18 protein-coding genes and 1 pseudogene are annotated in these 21,642 nt (G+C 68.1%); 8 read left to right on the top strand and 11 right to left on the bottom strand.

Features of this window, described 5'->3' with window-relative positions:
- Positions 1–20: 20 nt before the first annotated feature.
- Both PQB87_RS34700 and PQB87_RS34695 read right to left on the bottom strand, forming a co-directional pair.
- Positions 21–219: pseudogene (locus PQB87_RS34700) on the bottom strand (LysR family transcriptional regulator); the annotation flags it as partial.
- Positions 220–225: 6 nt separating this feature from the next.
- Complete coding sequence (locus tag PQB87_RS34695; protein WP_489244832.1) at positions 226–1,245, bottom strand: aldo/keto reductase; 1,020 nt, start codon at positions 1,243–1,245, stop codon at positions 226–228.
- A gap of 101 nt (positions 1,246–1,346) precedes the next feature.
- Between PQB87_RS34695 and PQB87_RS34690 the strand changes: the two genes are divergently transcribed.
- On the top strand, positions 1,347–2,258 hold the full coding sequence (locus tag PQB87_RS34690) for a LysR substrate-binding domain-containing protein (RefSeq protein ID WP_489244830.1): 912 nt from the start codon (positions 1,347–1,349) through the stop codon (positions 2,256–2,258).
- Positions 2,259–2,431: 173 nt separating this feature from the next.
- Here PQB87_RS34690 and PQB87_RS34685 read toward each other — a convergent pair whose 3' ends face one another.
- Both PQB87_RS34685 and PQB87_RS34680 read right to left on the bottom strand, forming a co-directional pair.
- Positions 2,432–2,848, bottom strand: coding sequence for an SRPBCC family protein (locus tag PQB87_RS34685; RefSeq protein ID WP_489244829.1), 417 nt, complete (start codon positions 2,846–2,848; stop codon positions 2,432–2,434).
- A 29-nt stretch (positions 2,849–2,877) separates the two neighbouring features.
- Positions 2,878–3,897 carry an aldo/keto reductase gene (locus PQB87_RS34680; protein WP_489244828.1) on the bottom strand — a complete coding sequence of 340 codons (1,020 nt, stop codon included), beginning with the start codon at positions 3,895–3,897 and terminating at the stop codon, positions 2,878–2,880.
- A 321-nt stretch (positions 3,898–4,218) separates the two neighbouring features.
- On the opposite strand from PQB87_RS34680, the gene PQB87_RS34675 reads away from it, so the two are divergent.
- The 4 genes from PQB87_RS34675 (at position 4,219) to PQB87_RS34660 (ending at position 10,630) form a co-directional block, all read left to right on the top strand.
- Positions 4,219–4,563, top strand: coding sequence for a DUF4148 domain-containing protein (locus tag PQB87_RS34675; protein ID WP_174414584.1), 345 nt, complete (start codon positions 4,219–4,221; stop codon positions 4,561–4,563).
- 291 nt (positions 4,564–4,854) lie between these two features.
- Positions 4,855–6,054 carry an efflux RND transporter periplasmic adaptor subunit gene (locus tag PQB87_RS34670; protein ID WP_174414583.1) on the top strand — a complete coding sequence of 400 codons (1,200 nt, stop codon included), beginning with the start codon at positions 4,855–4,857 and terminating at the stop codon, positions 6,052–6,054.
- Positions 6,051–9,242, top strand: a complete 3,192-nt coding sequence (locus PQB87_RS34665; RefSeq protein ID WP_489244827.1) for an efflux RND transporter permease subunit — start codon at positions 6,051–6,053, stop codon at positions 9,240–9,242. The genes PQB87_RS34670 and PQB87_RS34665 overlap by 4 nt, the downstream gene beginning before the upstream one ends.
- Complete coding sequence (locus tag PQB87_RS34660) at positions 9,239–10,630, top strand: efflux transporter outer membrane subunit (RefSeq protein ID WP_489244825.1); 1,392 nt, start codon at positions 9,239–9,241, stop codon at positions 10,628–10,630. Before PQB87_RS34665 ends, PQB87_RS34660 begins: the two co-directional genes overlap by 4 nt.
- 122 nt (positions 10,631–10,752) lie before the next feature.
- On the opposite strand, the gene PQB87_RS34655 is transcribed toward PQB87_RS34660, so the two are convergent.
- From PQB87_RS34655 to PQB87_RS34645, 3 genes are all read right to left on the bottom strand, one after another.
- Entirely contained in the window at positions 10,753–11,655 is a 903-nt protein-coding gene (locus PQB87_RS34655) for a LysR substrate-binding domain-containing protein (RefSeq protein WP_489244824.1), read from the bottom strand.
- 205 nt (positions 11,656–11,860) lie between these two features.
- Entirely contained in the window at positions 11,861–12,772 is a 912-nt protein-coding gene (locus PQB87_RS34650; RefSeq protein ID WP_489244823.1) for an NAD-dependent epimerase/dehydratase family protein, read from the bottom strand.
- 139 nt (positions 12,773–12,911) lie between these two features.
- Complete coding sequence (locus PQB87_RS34645) at positions 12,912–13,574, bottom strand: ankyrin repeat domain-containing protein (RefSeq protein WP_489244821.1); 663 nt, start codon at positions 13,572–13,574, stop codon at positions 12,912–12,914.
- 244 nt (positions 13,575–13,818) lie between these two features.
- Between PQB87_RS34645 and PQB87_RS34640 the strand changes: the two genes are divergently transcribed.
- The gene (locus tag PQB87_RS34640) at positions 13,819–14,190 is read left to right on the top strand and encodes a cupin domain-containing protein (RefSeq protein ID WP_021163834.1); all 372 of its coding nucleotides are present in this window, start codon (positions 13,819–13,821) and stop codon (positions 14,188–14,190) included.
- Between the two features lie 174 nt (positions 14,191–14,364).
- Here the strand turns inward: PQB87_RS34640 and ampC are convergent, their stop codons facing one another.
- From ampC to PQB87_RS34625, 3 genes are all read right to left on the bottom strand, one after another.
- Positions 14,365–15,534, bottom strand: coding sequence for a class C beta-lactamase (ampC, locus tag PQB87_RS34635; RefSeq protein WP_489244819.1), 1,170 nt, complete (start codon positions 15,532–15,534; stop codon positions 14,365–14,367).
- A 322-nt stretch (positions 15,535–15,856) separates the two neighbouring features.
- Positions 15,857–16,669 (bottom strand): alpha/beta fold hydrolase, encoded by an 813-nt coding sequence (locus PQB87_RS34630; RefSeq protein ID WP_489244818.1) that lies wholly within the window; start codon positions 16,667–16,669, stop codon positions 15,857–15,859.
- 70 nt (positions 16,670–16,739) lie between these two features.
- The gene (locus PQB87_RS34625; protein ID WP_233344994.1) at positions 16,740–17,210 is read right to left on the bottom strand and encodes a hypothetical protein; all 471 of its coding nucleotides are present in this window, start codon (positions 17,208–17,210) and stop codon (positions 16,740–16,742) included.
- A 405-nt stretch (positions 17,211–17,615) separates the two neighbouring features.
- On the opposite strand from PQB87_RS34625, the gene PQB87_RS34620 reads away from it, so the two are divergent.
- Positions 17,616–17,750, top strand: a complete 135-nt coding sequence (locus PQB87_RS34620; protein WP_006767081.1) for a hypothetical protein — start codon at positions 17,616–17,618, stop codon at positions 17,748–17,750.
- Between the two features lie 119 nt (positions 17,751–17,869).
- Complete coding sequence (locus PQB87_RS34615; RefSeq protein WP_060064287.1) at positions 17,870–18,646, top strand: class I SAM-dependent methyltransferase; 777 nt, start codon at positions 17,870–17,872, stop codon at positions 18,644–18,646.
- Positions 18,647–18,763: 117 nt separating this feature from the next.
- On the opposite strand, the gene PQB87_RS34610 is transcribed toward PQB87_RS34615, so the two are convergent.
- Positions 18,764–21,613 carry a glycoside hydrolase family 2 protein gene (locus PQB87_RS34610; protein WP_489244815.1) on the bottom strand — a complete coding sequence of 950 codons (2,850 nt, stop codon included), beginning with the start codon at positions 21,611–21,613 and terminating at the stop codon, positions 18,764–18,766.
- Positions 21,614–21,642 lie beyond the last annotated feature (29 nt).

Raw genomic sequence — 21,642 nt, 5'->3', positions numbered from 1 at the left:
GTATTCCCCTGCCCGCCGAATCATGCGGCGCCCTTCTCCCGCATCCTCGCAAACGCATCGCGCAAATCCGCGCAGAACGCATCGCCGATCATCGACAGCGGCTGCGACGCGGACGTCGCCATCGGGCACGGCCTGCCCGAACGTCTTGACCGCCACGCACTTGCCCGCCACGCACTTGCCCGGATACGCGGCCATTACCCGATCGATCAGCGCGCCGCCCGGCGCTCAGCGATCGATCGGCAGCGGCGCATCGGCCGCGACGAGCTGCTGCTCGCGCATCTCGCGCCAGAAATCGGCGGGGATATCGAACGTCAGTGCCGCTGAATCTTCCGCGATCCGCTCGGGCCGGCTCGCGCCCGGAATCACCGCGGCCGTCGCCGGATGCGCGAGCACGAACTGCAGCGCGGCCACCTTGACCGGCACGTCGTAGCGCGCCGCGATCGCGCGGATGCGCTCGACTTTCGCGACGATGTCGGGCGGCGCCTTCTGATATTCGAAGTGCGTGCCGCCGACGAGCACGCCCGAGCTATACGGGCCGCCGACGACGATCCCGACGTTGCGGGCCGCCGCCGCCGGCATCACGCGCTGCAGCGCGCGTTCGTGGTCGAGCAGCGTGTAGCGGCCGGCCAGCAGCATCCCGTCCGGTTGCGGTTCGGCCAGGTCCAGCACCCGTTCGATCGGCTCGACGCGATTCACGCCGAGACCCCATGCCTTGATCACGCCTTCTTCGCGCAGCTTGCCCAGCACGCGGAACGCGCCCTTGCGCGCCACTTCGAACTGCGCGAGCCATTCGTCGCCGTAGAAGTCCTGCGCGATGTCGTGCACCCAGACGATGTCGAGGCAGTCGGTGCGCAGGCGCTTCAGGCTGTCCTCGATCGAGCGCAGCGTCGCGTCGGCCGAGTAGTCGCTCACCAGCCGGTTCGCGCGGCCATGCGCGAAGATCCCGCTCTTTTCGCCGTAGTCGCGCGTCTTCGCGTCTTCCATTTCGTCGAGCACGAGGCGGCCGACCTTCGTGCTGATGACGTAGTCGTCACGGCGATGGGCGGCGAGCGCATCGCCGAGGCGTGATTCGGCCAGGCCGGCGCCGTAAGACGGCGCGGTATCGAAGTAGCGGATACCGCGCGCCCACGCGGCTTCGACGGTGGCGATCGCTTCAGCGTCGGGAATGTCGCGGAACATGTTGCCGAGCGGCGCCGCGCCGAAACCGAGCCGGTTGTCCGCCGGCAGCGTGTCTTTGAGACTCATCAGTTGCTCCGGGTCTGACAGGAAAGTGAACCCAGTCTAGGTTGCACACATAAGTCTGTCCAAGACATAATTCGTCAAACTTGAGTCCCAATAGGTCTTATATGCTCGACATCCGCCAGCTTCAGTATTTCATCGCGGTCGCGGAAGAGGAACACGTCGGTCGCGCGGCCGAACGCCTGCACATTTCGCAATCGCCGCTCAGCCGCCAGATCGCGCAGCTCGAGGAAAAGCTCGGGCTGACGCTGTTCGAACGCAGCCAGCAGCGCATTCGTCTGACGCGTGACGGCCGCACGTTTCTCAGCGAAACGCACGCGTTCCTGCGTCACGCGAACCGGCTCGAATCGCTCGCGCGCCGGCTCGGCCGCGGCGACGAAGGCGGCCTGTGCATCGGCTACCTCGAAACGGCCACGCACTCGGGCGTGCTGCCGCGCGCGCTGAAGACGCTGCGCGCCGATCGCCCGTCCGTTCACATCGCTCTGTACAACTATCAATCTGCCGCGCAGCTCGAAGGCTTGCGCGAACGCAGCCTCGACATCGCGCTCGTCACCGAGCCGCCTGCACCCGACGACCCCGAACTCGATTCGATGAGGGTGCTGAACGATCCGACGCTGCTCGCGATGCCCGACGGGCACCCGCTCGCGAAGAAGAAGACGCTCGTCGCCGACGATCTCGCCGCGCAGGCGTGGATCGGCGTGACGCAGCACGAAAGCGCGCCGCGTCACGGCGCATTCGTCGCGGCGTGCGCGAAAGCCGGCTTTTCACCGGACATTTCGGTGGAAGCGACCGAGCCGCTCGCGGCGCTCGGCCTCGTCGCCGCCGGGCTCGGCGTGACGATGATCCAGCAGAGCCTGCGTCACCAGGTGCCGGAAGGCGTCGTGCTGCGCGAGCTGCCGTGGTTCAGTTACCGCACGCCGCTGTGGGCCGCGTGGCACAAGGTCAACCTGCGGCCGCTGGTCGGCATCTTCCGCGAAATCCTGACCGGCGAAGAAGTCGTCGCGGTGGCCGGAAAGTAACGCTGCGGATAGCCGGGGGGCCTGCACATCGGTGCGCTCGCGCATGCGAAGCAAACATGCCAACGCCTTCGCTACGAGCCTGAACCCGCGACGAAGGCGCTGACGAAGCCCGATATCGCCAGGCTCCTGCTCACGCGATGCAACGCGACGCAATGCGCCGAGTTGCGCTGCCGTCAGGCCGCCGCGAACCGCTTCGCCAGTTCCGCGAGGCCGTCTTCGTAGATCCCGCGGAACAGCCTGACGGTGTCGTCGTCGGTCGCGCCGTGCGGCGTGAACGTGCCCGACCACTCGACGGTCGACGCGTTCGGGCCGTTTTCGTGCACGCGCAGCGTGGAGCGATAGTTCACGACCGGGAACGGCGCTTCGAGGATCGCGTAAGTGTAGCTGCGTTGCGCTTCGTCGAACGCGACCAGCCGCTCGACGATCGCCTCGCCGGCCGGGTTCGCGAGACGCCGCACGCGTCCGCCTTCGCTCAGTTCGCTGGCCGGAATGTACGACAGCCAGTCGGGCAGCGACCCGAAGCCGCCGATCAGTTGCCAGATCGTCCCGGCCGCAGCCGGGAGTTCGATGCTTGCATTGGCCTGTGCCATGTCATCACCTTTCAGGATTGACGTCAGGATCAACGATCGGCCGGCAGCGGCGCGTTGGCCGCGATCAGACCTTGCTCACGCATTTCGCGCCAGAAGTCGGCCGGGATCACCACGTTCAGCGCTGCCTGGTCTTCCGCGATCCGCTCCGGGCGGCTCGCGCCCGGAATCACCGCGACGGTGGCCGGATGCGACATCGAGAACTGCAGCGCGGCGGCCTTGATCGGCACGTCGTAGCGCGTGGCGATCGCCTTGATCCGCTCGACCTTCGCGAGGATGTCCGGCGAAGCCTTCTGGTATTCGAAGTGCGTGCCGCCCGCGAGCACGCCCGAGCTGTACGGGCCGCCGACGACGATCCCGACGTTCTGCGCGGCAGCCGCCGGCATCACGCGTTGCAGCGCGCGCTCGTGGTCGAGCAGCGTGTAGCGGCCGGCCAGCAGCATGCCGTCCGGTTGCGGTTCGGCCAGGTCCAGCACCAGTTCGATCGGCTCGACGCGGTTCACGCCGAGGCCCCATGCCTTGATCACGCCTTCTTCGCGCAGCTTGCCCAGCACGCGGAACGCGCCCTTGCGCGCCACTTCGAACTGCGCGAGCCATTCGTCGCCGTAGAAGTCCTGCGCGATGTCGTGCACCCAGACGATGTCGAGGCGGTCGGTGCGCAGGCGCTTCAGGCTGTCCTCGATCGAACGCAGCGTCGCGTCTGCCGTGTAGTCGTTGACGATGCGGTTCGGCCGGCCGTGTTCGAACAGGCCGCCCTTTTCGCCGAGATCGCGCGCCGACACGTCTTCGATTTCGTCGAGGATCACGCGGCCGACCTTGGTGCTCAGGACATATTCGTCGCGCGGGTGGTTCGCCAGCGCATCGCCGAGGCGGATTTCCGCCAGGCCCGCGCCATAGAACGGAGCCGAATCGAAATAACGAATGCCGTGTTGCCATGCCGCTTCGACGGTGGCTGCGGCTTCCGCATCGGGGATGTTGCGGAACATGTTGCCGAGCGGGGCCGTACCGAAACCAAGGATCTTGTTACCGGGCAGCTTGTCTTTGAGACTCATGATTTTCTCCAGGGAATGAGGGAAAGCGGGTTCAGTCTAGGTACGTCGGTTAAGTCTGTCCAAGACGGAATTCGACACACTTGAGTCCCAGGAGGTCTGAATGGCCGTTTCAAGGCCTGCCTCGATGCCCCGCCCCGATACCCCGTTCCGGCAGGACGCCCGACCGGCAAGGCTTTCGACCGAATTCACACCCGATTCGTGATTCCAGATCAAAAATCATTTGGGCCGGCAGCCGTTTTTCCCTGGCGCCGCGATACCTATATTGACTGCACTCGCAACGACATCGACGTGGTTGCGGTTCACTCAACCCGACAGGTACCCATGATGAAAACGCTGATTTCTTCCACGCTTGCCGCACTGATCCTTTCCGCACCGGCGCTGTCGTTCGCGCAGCAGGCCGACCATCAACCGACCCGCGCCGAAGTGAAGGCCGAAATGGCCCGCCTCGCGGCGGTCGGCTACACCCCGGCGCAGGATCACAACCAGTATCCGGTCGCGATCCTCGCCGCCGAAAAGCGCGTGCGTGAAAACGCCGTCGCACACAATGCGCCGGGCACCGCACCGGCCGCCGCGACGTCCGGTTACGGCAGCGAAGCGCGCACCGCCGGCGAATCCGGCCGCGTGACGACGGTCAACGGCCGCGACTCGATCTATCGCGGTCATTGAGCCGCGCCGACGCGCAGGAGCGCCCGCCTCCCGATACGCGCCACCGCTCGTCCACCCTTCCGCATGGCCGGCCCGAATCGCCTGAACAGGCATTCGGGCCGCGCGTCGTCGCTTCACTCCTCGCCCTCGCGCTGCCCCGCCGAACCGGCTCGCACGTCGTCACCGCACGCAGCGATTCGTGACTGCGCAGTACAAGTTCTTATGCCGCTTCATCCGTTTATCCGCCGCGCGCCGCGCCGGATACTGCGCACCATCCGGCGCGAGGCGCCCCACTCGATATTTCGCACACGTATGAACCGATATCCAGGATTGAAGCGCATCGCGCGACCGGCCGTGCTGGCCGCCATTCCACTGGCCGCGCTCGTCGCGTTGTCCGGCTGCCGGTCGGACGACAAGGCGCCGGCCGCGACGCCGAACGTGATCGTCAGCGCGCCCGTCGCGCGCGACGTCAACGACGTCGACGTCTATACGGGCCGCTTCGAAGCGGTCGACACCGTCGACGTGCGCCCGCGCGTGAGCGGTTATCTCGACAAGGTCGCGTTCCAGGACGGCGCGACCGTCCGCAAGGGCGACCTGCTGTTCGTCATCGACCCGCGCCCGTATCAAGCGGCCGTCACGGCCGCGCAAGGCACGCTCGAACGCGCGCAGTCGCAACTGAAGCTGAGCCGGCAGGATTTCGAACGCGCCAGCATCCTGATCAGGACCGACACGATCGCGCAGAGCCTCTACGACCAGCGCAGGCAGGCCGTGCAAAGTGCGCAGGCCGAGGTGACGAGCGCGCAAGGTGCGCTCGAACGCGCGCGGCTCGACCTGTCGTTCACGCGCATCGTCGCGCCGATGTCCGGCCGTATCAGCCGCAAGCGCGTCAGCGAGGGCAACCTCGTGAAAGGCGGCGACAGCGACGCGACCGTGCTGACGACGATCGTGTCGCAGGACCCGATCGACATCTACTTCGATGTCGACGAGGCAAGCTACCTGCGCTATACGCGCGAGGCGCAAAAAAGCGGCGGCAGCGCGTCGTCGCGGCAGGTCGCGATCGCGCTGCCGGGCGATGCGCAGCCGTCGCTGACGGGCACGATGGATTTCGTCGACAACCGCCTCGACGACTCGACCGGCACGCTGCGGCAACGCGCGCGCGTCGCGAATCCGGACCGGCGCCTGAGCCCCGGCCAGTTCGGCCGCGTTTATCTGTCGAGCCGCGTCGCGCATCACGCGCTGCTCGTGCCGGATGCGGCCGTCGCGACCGATGCGACGCGCCGCGTGCTGTATTTCGTCGACGCGAACGGCACCGTCGCGATCCGCCCGGTGACGCCCGGCCGCCTGTACGGCAACCTGCGCGAAATCGACGCGGGGCTGAACGCGGGCGACCGCGTGATCGTCGACGGCTTCCAGCGCGTGCAGGCCGGCGACAAGGTCAAGGTCGTGCCGCGCGCGATCGAAGCCGCCACGTTGGCCCGCGCGGCGAGCGGCACGACCGGGAGCGCGCAATGAACCTCGGCCGTCTGTCCGTCCAGCAACCGGTGCTCGCGATCGTCCTGTCCATCGTGCTGACCATCGCCGGTGCGCTAGCCTATTTCTCGCTCGCGGTGTCCGAGTATCCGGACATCGCGCCGCCAACCGTCGTGATCCAGGCGACCTATCCGGGCGCGTCCGCGGAAACGGTGTCGCAAACGGTGTCGACGCCGATCGAACTCGAAGTGAACGGCGTGGAAGACATGCTGTACCTGTACAGCCAGGCGACGTCCGACGGCAGCCTGAACATCACCGTGACGTTCAAGCCCGGCACCGACGTCGACAAGGCGCAGGTGCTCGTGCAGAACCGCGTCGCGCTCGCGACGCCGCGCCTGCCGGAGCCCGTGCAGCGCAGCGGCGTGTCGGTGCGCAAGTCGTCGCCGACGCAGCTCGGCACGATCTTCCTGTACTCGCCGGACCAGCGCTACGATCCGCTGTACGTGTCGAACTACGCGATCCGCAACGTCGCGGACGTGCTGAAGCGGATCGAGGGCGTCGGCGACATCAACCCGCTCGGCGCACGCGAATACTCGATGCGCATCTGGCTCGATCCCGAGCGCGTGGCGTCGTTCGGCCTGAGCCCCGGCGACCTGATCGCCGCGGTACGGGCGCAGAACACGCAGCTCGCGGGCGGCGTGGTCGCGCAGGCGCCGATCACGAACCAGGCGTTCCAGCCGAACCTGATCTTCGAAGGGCGGCTCAAGCGCCCCGAGGATTTCAGCGACATCGTCGTCAAGCAGGGCAAGGACGGGCGGCTCGTGCGGCTGAAGGATGTCGCGCGCGTCGAAGTCGGCGCACTCGCGTATGCGACCGACAGCTACATGCTGCGCCACCCGACGATCGCGTTGCAGGTGCTGCAGCAGCCCGGCGCGAACGCGGTCGCGACGATGGATGCGGTCGAGAAGAAGATGGCCGAACTGGCCAGGGACTTCCCGAAGGGCATCGTCTACAACATCGGCTACAACCCGACCGCCTTCATCGGCGACAGCATCCACGAACTCGTCAAGACCATCTACGAAGCCGTCGTGCTCGTCGTGTTCGTCGTGCTGCTGTTCCTGCAGGGCTGGCGGCCGTCGATCATCCCGATCCTGTCGATTCCGGTGTCGCTCGTCGGCACGTTCGCAGCGATGGCCGCGCTCGGCTACTCGATCAACAACCTGACGCTGTTCGGCCTCGTGCTCGCGGTGGGGATCGTCGTCGACAACGCGATCGTCGTGGTCGAGAACGTCGAGCGGCACCTGTCGGCCGGTGCCGGGCCGCGCGACGCGACGCTGCTGACGATGAAGGAGGTGGGCGGCGCGCTGTTCGCGATCACGCTCGTGCTGTGCGCGGTGTTCGTGCCGACCTCGTTCATTCCGGGCATCTCGGGCCAGTTCTTCCGCCAGTTCGGCGTGACGATCGCCGTGTCGACCGCGATCTCGTTCTTCACGTCGGTAACGCTCGCGCCCGCACTCTCCGCGATGATGCTGAAAGCGCACACCGGCGATCATGATGTACCTGCACCGGCGTCGCGCCGGGCCGCGCCGTTCGCGCCGGCGATGCGCGTCGCGCGGCGCTTCTCGAACGCGTTCAACCGCGTGTTCCAGCGGCTGTCCGATGCGTATGGCCGGCTCGTCAGGAAGGTCGTGCGGATCATCCCGGCGATGGGCGTGCTGTACGTGGTGCTGATCGCCGCGACCGGCTACCTGCTCGTGTCGAGCCCGAAGGGCTTCATTCCCGCGCAGGACCGCGGCTACCTCGTCGTGCTCGTGCGGATGCCCGACGGCGCGACGCTCGAACGCACGAGCGCGGTCGCGCGCAAGATCGAGGACATCGCGCTGTCGGTGCCCGGTGTCGCGCGCGTGCCGGTGTTCTCCGGCGTGAACGCGGCGACCGGCACGAACTCGGCAAACAGCGCCGGCCTGTTCCCGGTGTTCGAGCCCTGGCCCGAACGCAAGGCGCGCGGCCTGACGATCGACACGATTGCCGCCGAGATGCGCAAGCGGCTCGCGGCCGTCACCGAGGCGTCGATCGTCGTCGCGATGCCGCCGCCGGTGCAGGGCCTCGGCAGCACGGGCGGTTTCGCGATGCGGCTCGAAGACCGCAACGGCCTCGGCACCGCCGCGCTCGCGAAGGCGACGCAGGATCTGGTGGCGGCCGCGAACCGCACGCCAGGCATGGTCGGCGTCTATACGCCCTACTCCGCGACGAGCCCGCAGGTGCATGTCGAGCTCGACCGCGAGAAGGCCGAAATGCTCGGCGTGCCGAGCCACGCCATCAACGACGCGGTCGAGACGTATTTCGGCTCGACCTACATCAACGACTTCAACATCGTCGGGCGCACCTATCGCGTGACCGCGCAGGCCGACCTGCCGTTCCGCGTCGGCGCTTCCGATCTCGCGCGGCTGAAGGTGCGCAACCGCGACGGCGAGATGGTGCCGATCGGCAGCGTCACGCGCATCGACGACACGCTCGGCGTCGATCGCGCGCCGCGCTACAACCTGTATCCGGCCACCGAGATCAACGGCGATACGGCACCGGGCCTCGGTTCCGGCTTCGCGATCAAGACGATGGAATCGCTCGCGAAACAGGTGCTGCCGCCCGGCATTTCGTTCGAATGGACCGATCTGTCGTATCAGCAGACCACGGCCGGCAACACGGGGCTGCTCGTGTTCCCGCTGTGCGTGCTGCTCGTCTACCTGGTGCTCGCCGCGCAGTACGGCAGCTGGAGTCTGCCCGTGTCGATCCTGCTGATCGTGCCGATGTGCCTGCTCGCCGCATCGCTCGGCGTGCGCGCGCTCGGCCAGGACGTGAACATCCTCACGCAGATCGGCTTCATCGTGCTGGTCGGGCTGGCCGCGAAGAACGCGATCCTGATCGTCGAGGTCGCGCGGCAGCTGGAGGCCGACGGCACCGAACTCGTCGAGGCCGTCGTCGAAGCCTGCGTGCAGCGGCTGCGCCCGATCGTGATGACGTCGCTCGCGTTCATCCTCGGCGTGCTGCCGCTCGTGATCTCCGAAGGCGCCGGCGCGGAAATGCGCCAGGCGGTCGGCGCGGCCGTGTTCTTCGGGATGATCGGCGTGACGTTCTTCGGGCTGCTGTTTACGCCCGTGTTCTATGTGATGGTTCGCCGGCTCGCGTTGCGCAAGGCCGCTGTCGCGACCGTCGCGACGGAGGTGGTGCAATGAAGTTCGTTCGACTCGTGGCCGCGCTGTCCGCGGCGGCCGTCCTGACCGCGTGCACGAGCGCGCCGGTCGCCACCGTCACGCCGCCGCTGGCCGCGACCTATGCGAACGCGGATCTCGCGGCCGGCGGCCCGGCCGCCGATACCGGCGCGTGGTGGCACGCTTTCCACGACCCGATCCTCGACCGGCTGGTCGACACGGCGCTCGCGAACAACCTCGACCTGCAGGCTGCCGTCGCACGCATCGACGCGGCGCGCGCGGTGCGGATCGGCACGGCGTCGCAGTGGTTCCCTTCGGTCGACCTGAACGCGGGCGCCGGCCGCCAGCGGCTCTCCGCCTCGCAGGCATTCCCGACCGATACGCCGACGACCGGCAACGCGTTCGACCTGAATGCGAGCCTCGCGTGGGAAATCGACATCTTCGGGCGCATCCGCCAGGGCGTGTCGGCCGCCGACGCGGATATCGCGTCCGCGCAGAACGATGCGGCGGCCGTGCGGATCGCAACGATCGACGAAACCGTGCGCACCTACGTGACGGTGCGCGGGCTCGAGCAGCGGCTCGCGCTGGTCGAGGCCAACGCGTCGAGCCAGCGCAGCACCGAGGAATCGACGCGGCGCCTGTTCGACGCGGGCGTCGTGCCGGTGGCCGACGTGGACCGCGCCGCCGCGCAGACGGAAACGACGCTGGCCGAGCTGCCCGCGCTGCAACTTCAGCGGCAGGCCGCGATCCACCGGCTGTCGATCATCACCGCATCCACGCCGCAGGCCATCTACGCGCGCGTCGATCCGCCCGCGCCGGAACCGGTGTGGACAGCCGCCGCGCCGGGCGTCGGCACGCCGGCCGACTTGCTGCGCCGCCGGCCCGACGTGCGTGCGGCCGAGGCGCGCGTCGTCGCCGCCTATGCACGGATCGGCGTGGCGGAGGCCGACCTGAAGCCGCACCTGCAACTGATCGGCGTGATCGGTGCGGCGATCGACGGCTTCTCGGGCGCGACGCTCGCGCGTTCGCTCGCATGGATGGCCGGCGCCGGCGCGAGCGCGCCGCTGTTCGACGGCGGGCGCCGGCGCAGCGTCGTCGCGTTGCGCCGCGCGCAGGCCGCACAGGCGGTCGCCGCGTATCGCTCGACGGTGCTGACGGCCGTCGGCGACGTCGAGACATCGATTGCCGCCACCGCCCGCGATCACAGCCGGACCGAGCGCCTCGAACGCGCGGTGTCGAACGCGCGCGGCGCCTATACGCAGATCAACCGGTCGTGGCGCAGCGGCGAATCGGCGTTCATCGATACGCTGGAGGTGCAGCGTTCGCTGCTCGCGGCCGAGGATTCGCTCGCGCAGGCGCGCACCGAGGAAATGCTCGGCCGGGTCAGGCTGATGACTGCGCTGGGGCAGTAGGCGCGCGGTTCAGGTTCGACCGCTGCCGCGCATCGGTCGATACGCAAAGGGCGGCTGGTTCGATGTGATTCGAACCCGCCGCCCTTTTGCATGTCGCGTGGCCAGCTGCGTGCGGCACCGGCTCAGTCGATGTCGCCGCCTTCCTTCAACTGCGCGCTCAAGTAGTCGAGAAAACTGACGATGCGCGACGACAACGTCGCGTTGCGATAGAACACCGCGTGAATCGGCTGGCGGAACTCGACGGTATCGTCGACGAGCAGCTCGACGAGGCTGCCGTCGCGGCGATGCGTGCCCGTCATGTAGTCGGCCAGGCACACGATGCCGGCACCACTGAGCGCGAGCGTCAGCAGCGTCTCGCCGCTCGACGCCTGCAGCGCCGGATGAATCCGGTACACGCCGCCGTCGGCGCTGCGCAACGGCCAGTGGTTCAGCGTTTCCGGCTGCACGAAGCCGAGCAGCGCATGGTTCGCGAGATCGGCGACGCTCGTCGGCACGCCGGCTTTCTCCAGGTAAGCCGGGCTCGCCAGGATGCGCAGCCGGCTGCTGCCGAGCCGGCGCGCATGCAGCGTCGAATCGCGCAGCTCGCCGATCCGGATCGCCACGTCGGTGCGCTGTTCGAGCAGGTCGATGATCTCGTCGCTCGTATGGAGTTCGGCCGTGATCGCCGGATAGGCTTCGCGGAAGCCGGGCATCATCGGCGCGATCACGTGCTGCATGAACGGCATCGCCGCGTTGATCCGCAAGCGCCCGGACGGCGTCTCGCGCTGGCTGACGATCTGTTCCTCGGCAAACTCGACCGACGCGATGATGTCGCGCGCGTAGTCGAGAAAAAGCTTGCCCTCGTCGGTCAATTCGAGGCGGCGCGTCGTGCGGCGGATCAGCGTCGTGTCGAGCTTCTCCTCGAGGCGCCGCAGGATCCGGCTCATCACCGAGGTCGGTTGATGCAGCTTGTCGGCCGCACCCGTCAGCGAACCGGTATCGGCGATGGTCACGAACGCGAGCATCTCGTCCAGGGTCGTCTTCATGGTCGGCAGTCTTCGGCAGTTTCAGAAACCGCCACGATAGTGCCGCCGCGCCGCTTTGATAAGCCGGCGCGCGCGCGAATCACAGTTGATTTCGATTCAATGATTCGCGGCGACTATTGTCCGAACAATCCGGCACGAAGCGGGAGGCCGCATACGCAAACGCGCCCGGGCGGGCGCGCTTTTCGTCAGACAAGGCAACGCCGTGTCAGGCCGCGACGGGCATCTCGTCGCGAATCCAGTCGAGCATCGCGCCGTGCGTCGGCGCCCACCCGAGTTCCTGCCGCGCGCGCAGTGCCTTCACGCGGCTGTTCGACGCAAGCGAGTAATGCGCGCGCGAATGGCCGAGCGCCCGCGCCGCATCCGCGATGTCCCATTCGACGATGGACGGCAAGCCGAGCCGCTCGCCGAGCGCATGGCCGATTTCCGCGAACGACGCTTCGCCGTTTTCCGCGAAGTAGAACGCACCGGGCGGCGCGGCATCGATCGCGCGCAGATACAGATCGGCGACATCGGCGACGTGCACGTTCGACCAGCGGTTCAGCCCCTTGCCGATCACGCGCACCGCGCCGGCATCGCGCGCGATCGCCGCAAGCAGCGGCAGCTGCGCGCTGTCGCGGCGGATGCCGAGGCCGTCGCCGTAGATCATGCTGTTGCAGATCACGGCCGAACGGATGCCGAGGTTTGCCGACGACATCACGAGCCGGTCGATCGCGCGGCGCTCGGCCTTCGCGGGCTTGACGACGGGCGTCGTCTCGTCGAATACGGGGGCAGCGCCATGCGCGCCCTGTGCGTCGTCCGCGATCACGCTGGTGCCGCTCGTATGCACGAACGTCTTGCCCGAGCCGCTCAGCGCGGCGATGATCGCCTCGACGGCCTCGCGATGATCGCTGCTCGCCGCGTTGACGACGCAGTCAGCGTCGCGCGCGAACGCGTGCAGCAGCGCCGAGTCGTCGAGTGTGCCGACGACCGGCATGATGCCGGCCGCCGCGAGTTTCGCGGCGTTGTCGCCGTCGCGCGTCAAGCCGGTGACGACGTGCCCTGCCGAAACGAGCCGCGCGGCCACCGAGCCGCCGATGTAGCCGCTCGCGCCCGTCACGAATATCCTGATGCCTTTCATCTGCTGCTCCGAAAGCGAGACAGTCGGTACGGCAGACGTCTCGCGAAATGTCGTGCGTCGCAGTATCGGCGGCCGGCGTTGCGCGAGGAAGGGCGGCGTCGCGAAAACAGTTTTGAGCGCAACGGGATGATCGGCCGCGTCAGACGAATCCCTCGTCGACCAGCGTGCAGCCGTCCGCGGTGATTTCGTGCCGCTGGCCCGAGCCGCCGGCCACGCGGCTCCAGCTCTCGGACACGAGCATCGCCGCATCGCCGTCGGTGTGCAGCGCATAGCCGAATCCGCCATACATGCCCGGCACCGCGAACCACATGCGTTCGGCCTGCGCGTCGAGTTCGAGTAGCGGTTCGAGTTCGGGCAGGCGCAGCGCGTCGACGCGCAAATGTGCGATGCGGCCGAGCATCATCGCGTGGAAATGGCGCTGGATGGCGAGCAGCGTGACGCCGGGCACGAAGCGTCGCGGCTGCGGCGCCAGCAGGTCGACCAGATGCCGATGCCCGCGCCGCCCGGCGATATCGACCGGGCGTTCGCCGTGGGCGTCGCGCAGCATGCGCCACGCACCGAGCCGCAACAGTTCGGCGACGACCGCCTTCGGTGCGCCGCCGCAGGCGGCCTGATGCAGCGGCGCACGAAGCGACGTGCCGCCGAGCCGGGTCGCGTTGACGAGCGCACGCTCCTTCGCGACGAGCGCGAGCATCGTCGCCCAGTCGCCGTTCCTGGCCGCGTCGGCCAGCGCGTGCCGGGTCGCGACCTGCGCGTTGACGAGCACGTCGGCGCCCGTGATGCCGTCCCATGTGATGCTCAACCGGATCTCCTCGTGTGTCGCGTTCGCGTGACCGCGTCGATCGCCCATCATAAGCGTTCGTCGCGCCTGCGCGATCGCGCGGCGCTGCTTCGGGCCGGGATTCCCCGGCGCCCGATCCGGCCGCTGACCGCACAGGCCCGTCGATCTGCGATGATGTCGGACGCGAGGCCACGCATCGCGATCGCCTCGCACGGGCGCGCCGCGCGCGCACCCGATCCATCCACCCCGACGAAGCATGCTCATCATGATCGACGTTTCCTCCATCACCGACGCGTTCGCCCCGGGCGGCGAGCCGACGCAGTACCGCGTATCGCCCGAGAAACTGATTTCCGGCGATCCGCTGCACACGCTCACACCCGGCTTCGCGAGTCCGTGCGGCCGCTTCTCGACCGGCATCTGGGAAAGCACGCCCGGCTGCTGGCACGTCGCGTACACCGAAGCGGAATACTGCGAGATCCTCGAAGGTACGTCGGTGATCACCGACCTCGAAGGCAACCGGAAGACCCTGCGTGCCGGCCATCGTTTCGTGATTCCGCCGGGTTTCCGCGGCACGTGGGAAGTCGTCGAACGCACGCGGAAGATCTTCGTCGCGTACGACGAGCAGCCGCCCGAATGAGTGGCGAGCGGGCGCGATCGATGCAGCATTGCACGACAGGTCGACGATCCGCCAGCCGCGCTGCATCGCCGCCGTGCGCAATCGTTCGTCCGGGTTCGTCGCGACCGCATCGGTCGCCTTCCCGGCAGCTCGGCACGCCGGCCGTGCGGCACGACCGGCGTGCCGGCGGAAACGTTACCGCCGGCCGTCGAGCGCCCCGAGAATCCCGTACGCGGCCTTCACGCGGTCTTCGTTCGGAAAGCTGCGGTTCGCGAGCATCACGATCGCGATCCGCTTCGACGGGACGAACGCGACATAGGTGCTGAAGCCGTTGGTCGAGCCCGTCTTGTTGATCCACGTATTCGCGCTCGGCGCGAGCGGCGGCTTGATCGCGGAGGCCGGCAACCCGTCGCGCAGCATCTTCATCGAGTTGCCTTCGAGCAGCGTCGGCAGCGCGACCGGATACGGATACTGTTCCCAGATCAGGTCCTGCGTCAGCGGCCCCGCGCGGAAATAGCCGGTGTGAGTGCGTTCGAGCGCGCGCTGCAGGCGCGGCGCGGTTTCGATCAGCCCCATGTTCGCCTGCACGAAGCGCAGCAGGTCGGCCGCCGTGGTCCGCACGCCGTAGGCCGGCTGCCACAGCATGCCGCCCGTCATCCGGATCGGCTTGCCGTCCTGCGTATAGCCCTGGGCGTAGTCGGCCTGACGTGCTTCCGGCACGTTGATGTACGTGTGCGTCATGCCGAGCGCGGGAAAGAGCCGCTGCTCCATCAGCACCGCGAAATCCTTGTGCATCGCCTTCGCGGTGAGCCACCCGAGCATGCCGACCGACACGTTCGAATACGTCCGGTACGTACCCGGCGCATGCGCGGGCCGCCACGCGTCGAGATAACGGATCAGCCCCGCGTCGTCGCGGATGCTGTCCGGCACCTGCACCGGCATGCCGCCGGACGTGTGCGTACCGAGATCGCGCAGCGTCACGACACCAAACGGCTTGCCTTGCAGGGCGGGCAGGTACTTGCCGACCGGGTCGGCCAGCGACAGTTCACCGCCCTCCTGCGCGTCGGCCGCAAGCGTCGCGGTAAGCGTCTTGCTCACGGAGCCGATTTCGAACAGCGTGTCGCCGGTGACGGGCTTGCCGGTTTGCGTCGACATCACGCCGTAGTCGAACACGTAGGGCTTGCCGTCGGCGACGATGCCGACCGCCATGCCGGGAATCGCGTACTGCTTCATCAGCGGCGCGATGTGGCGGGTCACGGTGTCGTGGAGGTCGTCCGGGGTGGCGGCGCCCGCGCGGACGGCCGTGGCGGTGGCGCACGCGGCGACGAGCAGGGTCGCGGCGAAGCGTGTCGCGTTGAATCGCATGGTTGCGGTTCCTTCGATTTCTGATGGTTGCGTGGACAACAGATCCGGTCGCGCCATGCGGAAATCGCAGCGGCCGGCCTGCCGAAGCAGGACTATCCGCTGTAAGCCGTCCGTCAACAATCGACGTTATGTTGATCGAGCCTAAAGAAAAACTTATGGGCTTGGCGAAGGAATGGATGACCGCTGCCGCCGGCGCGGCGTGCTCGATGGTTTGCGGGGAACGTCGAACGGCACCGTCGCGTGCACTGCCACGAACGCGACACGTCGGTGACGTTGCCGTACAAACGAGTCACGGCACCGACAACACGACGGCTCCAGCGCGTCACCCCGGCAACCGGTCCAGAAACGCCAGCATCGCCGCGTTGAACCGCGCGGGCCGCTGCAGCGGCGCGAAATGGCTCACGCCGGGCAGGATCGTCAGCGTCGCGCCCGGGATCGTGCGCGCCAGGTACGCCGCATGCTCGGGCTGGATGAATTCGTCGTGCTCGCCCAGCACGATCGTGACCGGCACGGCGATCGCCGCGAGATCCTCCGCGCTGTAATCCGGTTGCGTGCGCATCATTTCGCTGACGGCCGCGACGAATGCATCGAACTCGCCCGGTGTCGCTGAAAGCGCCGCATAGTCCTTGCGATGCCGCGCGAAGCAGCGATCGAGCAGCGGGCCCGGCACGATCTCCTTCGTGCCGCCCGGGTCCATGTTGCATGCGAAGAAGAACACGCCGGCCGCACGCTCCGGCGCGCGATCGGCCAGCACGAGCGCGATGCACGCGCCGTCGCTCCAGCCGACGAAACGCGCACGGTCGACGTGCAGCGCATCGAGCACCGCGAGCACGTCCGACGCCATGCGTTCGTAGGAATAGGGTTGCGCGTCGCGCGTGCTGCGGCCGTGGCCGCGGCTGTCGATCACGATCGCGCGGTAGCCGGCCGCGAGCAGCGCCGGCACCTGGTTGCCCCAGTTGCCGCCGTGGCCGAGGCCGCCGTGCAGCAGCACGACCGGCGGGCCGTGGCCGAACGACGCGTGCCAGATGCGCGCGCCGTCGTGTTCGAGCCATCCTTGCGCGTCGGCCGCCGGCAGCGGCGTGCCGCCTTGCGCGTCGAAGCGGACGAGGTCGTCGTCGTCGAGTTCCGCATGCATCGTTCTGCCGTCCTGTCGAGGGAAACGCGCTTGCGATTGTAATGCGTGCGGCCGACGCAGCCGCATCCGCTCAGGCCTGCGTCGACACCAGCCCGCCCGCCGACGAGCCGCCCGTCTTCTCGACGGCCGCCGCGAGTTGCGAGATCGCGGTCGCCAGCGCCCCCGCGATCGCGCCGGCTTCCGCGCTCAGCGACTGCTGTTCGACCGCCGCGGCCGGGTCGTCCTTCGCGCGCTGCGCGGCGCTCGCCATCTGGCGCTCGATCGTGGCCAGCTGCTTCTGCAACCGGTCGATCAACGCTTTCAGCTGCGCGACCGCCGGGTCGTCGGACGACGCGCCCGATGCGCCGAGCGTTTCGCCGGCGGCACCGGTCGAGCCCTGCGCGCCGGAAGTGCCTGCCGTACTCGTCGTACCCGTCGCGCCCGCGGCATTCGTCGCGCCATCGGAGGATGACGTCGCGGCGGGCGCAGCCGACGAAGCGTTCGCGCCCGGGCTGGCGTCCGCCAGCGAGGTGCGCGTGGTCGTGGAGAAATCGATCTGCATCGTGTCGGTCCCTGTATCGGTAAGCGAATCGTGGCTGGGGGAGAAATTACCTTCCAACTCGTTTACGGCATTCGTCACACGAAACTTGAGTAGCGGGGCCCGACAGATTTGGCGGAAGATCGCCGGTTTTAGTCGCGAAAGGGCCAGATTCGCGGCACCGCAGCGCTGATAAAATCGCGGCTTCGCCGGCGGAAGTCGCGCGCCCGTCGCCCCGGCGCACGAGCGCGCAACGCCGCCGGTTATACGACTCCCGCCCTTCCGGGCGCGGCACGCGGCACGTGCCGACGCCGCGGTCGCGGCTGCGCGGGTCGCTTTTTCCGTTCGCCTGCGTGCCCCGCTCGCCGCTTCAAGCGGCGAACGCCGTCCGGCGCGCGCTCACTTCATCACGCATTCGAGGAACACACGATGGCCCGCATCGGCGCCTTCTGCATCACGACGTGGCTTGCCGCCGCGATTCTCTACTTCGGCCAGCACTCCGTCGCGATGATCGTGTTGAGCGGTGTCGTCGTGTTCGGCGGATTCGACCTGCTGCGTCCGTAAGCGCGCAGGGCCACGCGGCCACACGGCCGCGCCCGGTCGGGATGGCCGGCGCGACTGTGATAGCCTCTCCCGCACCGTCTGTCACGCGCACGCCTCGCCGGCAACCAGGAGAACGGAATTTGAATCATGGTTCGAACCGCCACCCGGCCGCCCTCGCCTGCAAGGTGTGCTCGGCCCGCGCCCCCATCTGCGGGCTGGTCGATTTCTCGCGCTGCGGCGCCGACTTCATTGCCGGGAAGAAAGTCGACCCGTATGCGGGCGTGCCGGTCTACTACCATGCTTGCGAGCAATGCGGCTTCACGTGGGCGCCCATGTTCGACAGCTGGACCCACGACGATTTCGCGCAGCATGTCTATAACGCCGACTATGCGCGCCACGATCCCGAGTATCTCGAGGTCCGTCCGCAGCAGCATGCCGACCTGATCTGCACCAGTTTTGCGGACATGCGGGAAGGCCGGATTCTCGATTTCGGCTCGGGGCTGGGCTTGCTGGAACGGAAACTGGCGTCGCGCGGCTTCACGGACGTGACGTCGTACGATCCGTTCTCGCACCCGGTTCCGCCCGAAGGCACGTTCGACACGATCCTGTCGTTCGAGGTGTTCGAGCATCATCCGGCGCCGTTCGACCTCTTCGACCAGATCATGCGTTACCGGAAACGCGACGGCGCGCTGCTGTTCCAGACGTCGCTGATCAGCCGGGAGATCATCGAGCGCGGCATCGAGCAGTGGTGGTACTGCGTGCCGCGCAACGGGCACATCTCGTTTCACACGCCGCAGTCCCTGACGCTGCTTGCCCAACGCCACGGGCTCGAATACGGCGCGTTCAGCCCCGAGTTGCACGTCGTCTTCGATCGCGCGGCGACACCGCGCTGGCTCGACAGGTTTCTCAAGCCGTAACGGCTCGCCGGCGATCGGGCATGCGACGAACGCCGCGTGCCTTCACGCGGCGCTTGAACGGCTCGCCGCCGCTTGCACGGCATCGCGCCCACGCCCACGCCCACGCCCACGCCGCCCTCAGCATGCCCCGAACGTCGGCACCGCCGGATCGACTGCCAGCGCGCGCTCGTTGAACACGACCGGCACGCCGCCGAGCCCGAGCCTGCAGTTCGGGCGGTCGAGCCGCCACCCGTCGACGCGCAGCGCGGCGCGCGACACCGGCGCACCGCTCGCATGCGGCAAATCGATCGTGATCCGCCGCTTCGCGCCCGGCATCAGGTTCAGGTAGTTGTCGCTGTAGAACGCGGGCAGCACGCGCGCACCGGTCGACGAATCGAATACCTGCAAGTGCGTCATCAACGCGAACGTCGTGCCGATGTTCGCGACGTCGACCGTGATGCGCGTCGTCGTGTCGTCGGTCTCGGCCGATGCCGCGCCGATGGCAACCGCCGCGCCCGGCATCGTATCGAGCGACGTGTACGCGGTGTCGCCTCCGTCGCGCTGTCGCCAGTACACGTTCTCCGCGAGCGTATTGCCGCCCGCATCGGTCAGCACGAGCGACACGATGCACACGTCCGACTTCGCCGCGGCCATCGCCGCCTTCAGGTTCGCCACCACGCGATACGACGCCTTCGCGACGCCGCCGACGTCCGCGACAGTCCGGCTGCTCGACGTGCCGTCGAGGTTGTACACGCGCATCTCGACGCGGCCGGTGACGGCCGTCGCCGTGTGATTCGCGATCGTCACGTCGGCGGTATTCGCATCGAGGATCGCATTGACGCGACGGCACCCATGCCGCACCGCGAAGAACGACGCATGCGCGTCGAGGTCGTGGCTGTACATCTGCCACACGAAGCTCGGTTGCGCGGGGTTCGTCATCCACATGATCACGCCGGTGGCCGGCGACGTGATCTTCCCGGCCACCGGGCCGATCATCACGGCCGCGTTCGCCTCGTAGATCGAGCGGATGCATTCGTAGTTCATCATCTGCGCCTTGCGCACGAAGTCCGCGAGATTGCGGATCGCGCCGTAGCGCTGCGCCGTCATCGCGATGTAGCCGGCGCCGCCCTGCTTGCCGACCGCCGGGTAATACGCGCCGTTGCCGTTCATGTCGCGATCGGCCCAGAAGTCGTCCGGGCATTCATACGAGCCGGGCGGCAGCATCGATTCGACGCATTCGAGCGTCGGGATCGAATGCGAGCCGACCTCGTTGTGAAACGCGATCGACGTCGTGCCGTAGCCGCGGCTGAATGCCGCCTGCGGCGAGGCCCAGTTGTACGGGCCGCCGGACGAATAGCCGTTCACCGCGCCGGCGCCCGTATCGCCGGCCGAACTCGTGAGGCACAGGCGTTGCGGGTCGAGTTCGGCGACGAGCGCGTCGAGCCCCTTGACGAGTGCCGGCGGCGGCGCACCTTCGTTGCCGCCGCACCAGAGCAGGATCGACGGACGATGGCGGTTGCGCGCGATCACGTCGCGGATGTTGTCGAGATCGCGCGGCACGTTGGCCGGCCCCGACCCGTCGCCTTCGGTCGAGAAGAAGAAGTCCTGCCAGACGAGGATCCCGTAGCGGTCGCACGCATCGAAGAAATCGTCGCTCGTGCTCTGCCCGTTCCAGTTGCGGATCAGGTTGAGGTTCGCGTCGCGATGAAGCCGCACCTGGTTGAACAGCCGTTCGCGCGGAATGCGCTTCAGCGCTTCGTCGAGCCCCCAGTTGCCGCCCATCACCAGGATCGGCAGGCCGTTGACCGTCATGCTCAACTGCGGCCCCATGCCGATGTCGCGCACATATTCGATGCGGCGCAGGCCGACTTTCAGCGTGCGCTCGTCCGAGCGCCTGCGCGCCACCTCGATGCCGACCGTCACCGCGTAGAGGTTCGGTTCGCCATACCCGTTCGGCCACCACAGGCTCGGCTGCCTGATCGAAAGCGCTGCTATATCCGACGACGTGAGCGACACCTTCGTCGTCGTACCCGATGCGGGAATCGCGATGTCGTGGCGAAACGGCGCGCCGTTGCCGACGGTGCCGACGACGGTCGCGACGAGATCCGCGCCGGAGCCGTTGTCCAGTTCGAGATCGAGCCGCAACTCGGCGCGCGACAGGTCGGTGGACAGCGTGTGCGCGACGTTGAGCGCCGCGATCCGCACCGCGCCGGTCGTGAACCATGCCACTGGCTGCCAGATGCCGAGTTCGCGATCGGGGATCGTCGGCAGCCAGTCCCAGCCCGCCGAGCAGAAGAAGGTCGGCCCGTTCTTCAGCGTGACGCCGGTCGGGCCGCCGTTGCGCCCGCCGCGCGTAACGCCGCTCGCGTAGCTCGGCAGCAGCGGCCCTTCCGAGAAATCCGGCTTGACGACGCGCACCGCGAGACCGGCCGCGCCGCCCGCTTGCGGCACCAGCCTCGAGATGTCGAATGCCCCCTGCTTGAACGCACCTTCGAGCCGGCCGACGGGCGCGCCGTTCAACCAGACCTCGGCGCAGTAGTTGACGCCGCCGAAGCGCAGCCACAGCCGCTGCCCCGGCTGCCGTGCGGGCGCCGTGAAGGTCGTCCGGTACCAGTAGTCGGTGTCCTTCAGCGTGTCGGGAATGGTGTCCGTGACGATGCGGCCGTAGAACGGGTCGGGATACTTGCCGTTGACGATCATGCTGTTCAGCACGGTGCCGGGCACCGTCGCCGGCGCCATGCCCGTCACGCCGGCCGCGCCCGACAGTTGCGCGCCGCCGGCGCCCGGCAGGCTGCTCGCCGGGGCGAACGTCCAGTTCTTCGTGAGATCCTGCGCGGCCAGCAGGCTGTGTTCGGGGTCGCCCGGCGCGACGGGCGTGCCGGACGCACCGGCGGGCGCATCCATGTCGCCACCGCAGCCGGCGAGCCAGCCCGTGCCGACCAGTGCGGCGCCATACGACAGGAATGTCCGGCGTTCTTTCGACGTCATGTGGTTGTCTCCCGGATGATGCCGCCATC

This window comes from Burkholderia sp. KL41, from assembly GCF_057005415.2.
This window is presented reverse-complemented; position numbering and strand designations above follow the sequence as displayed.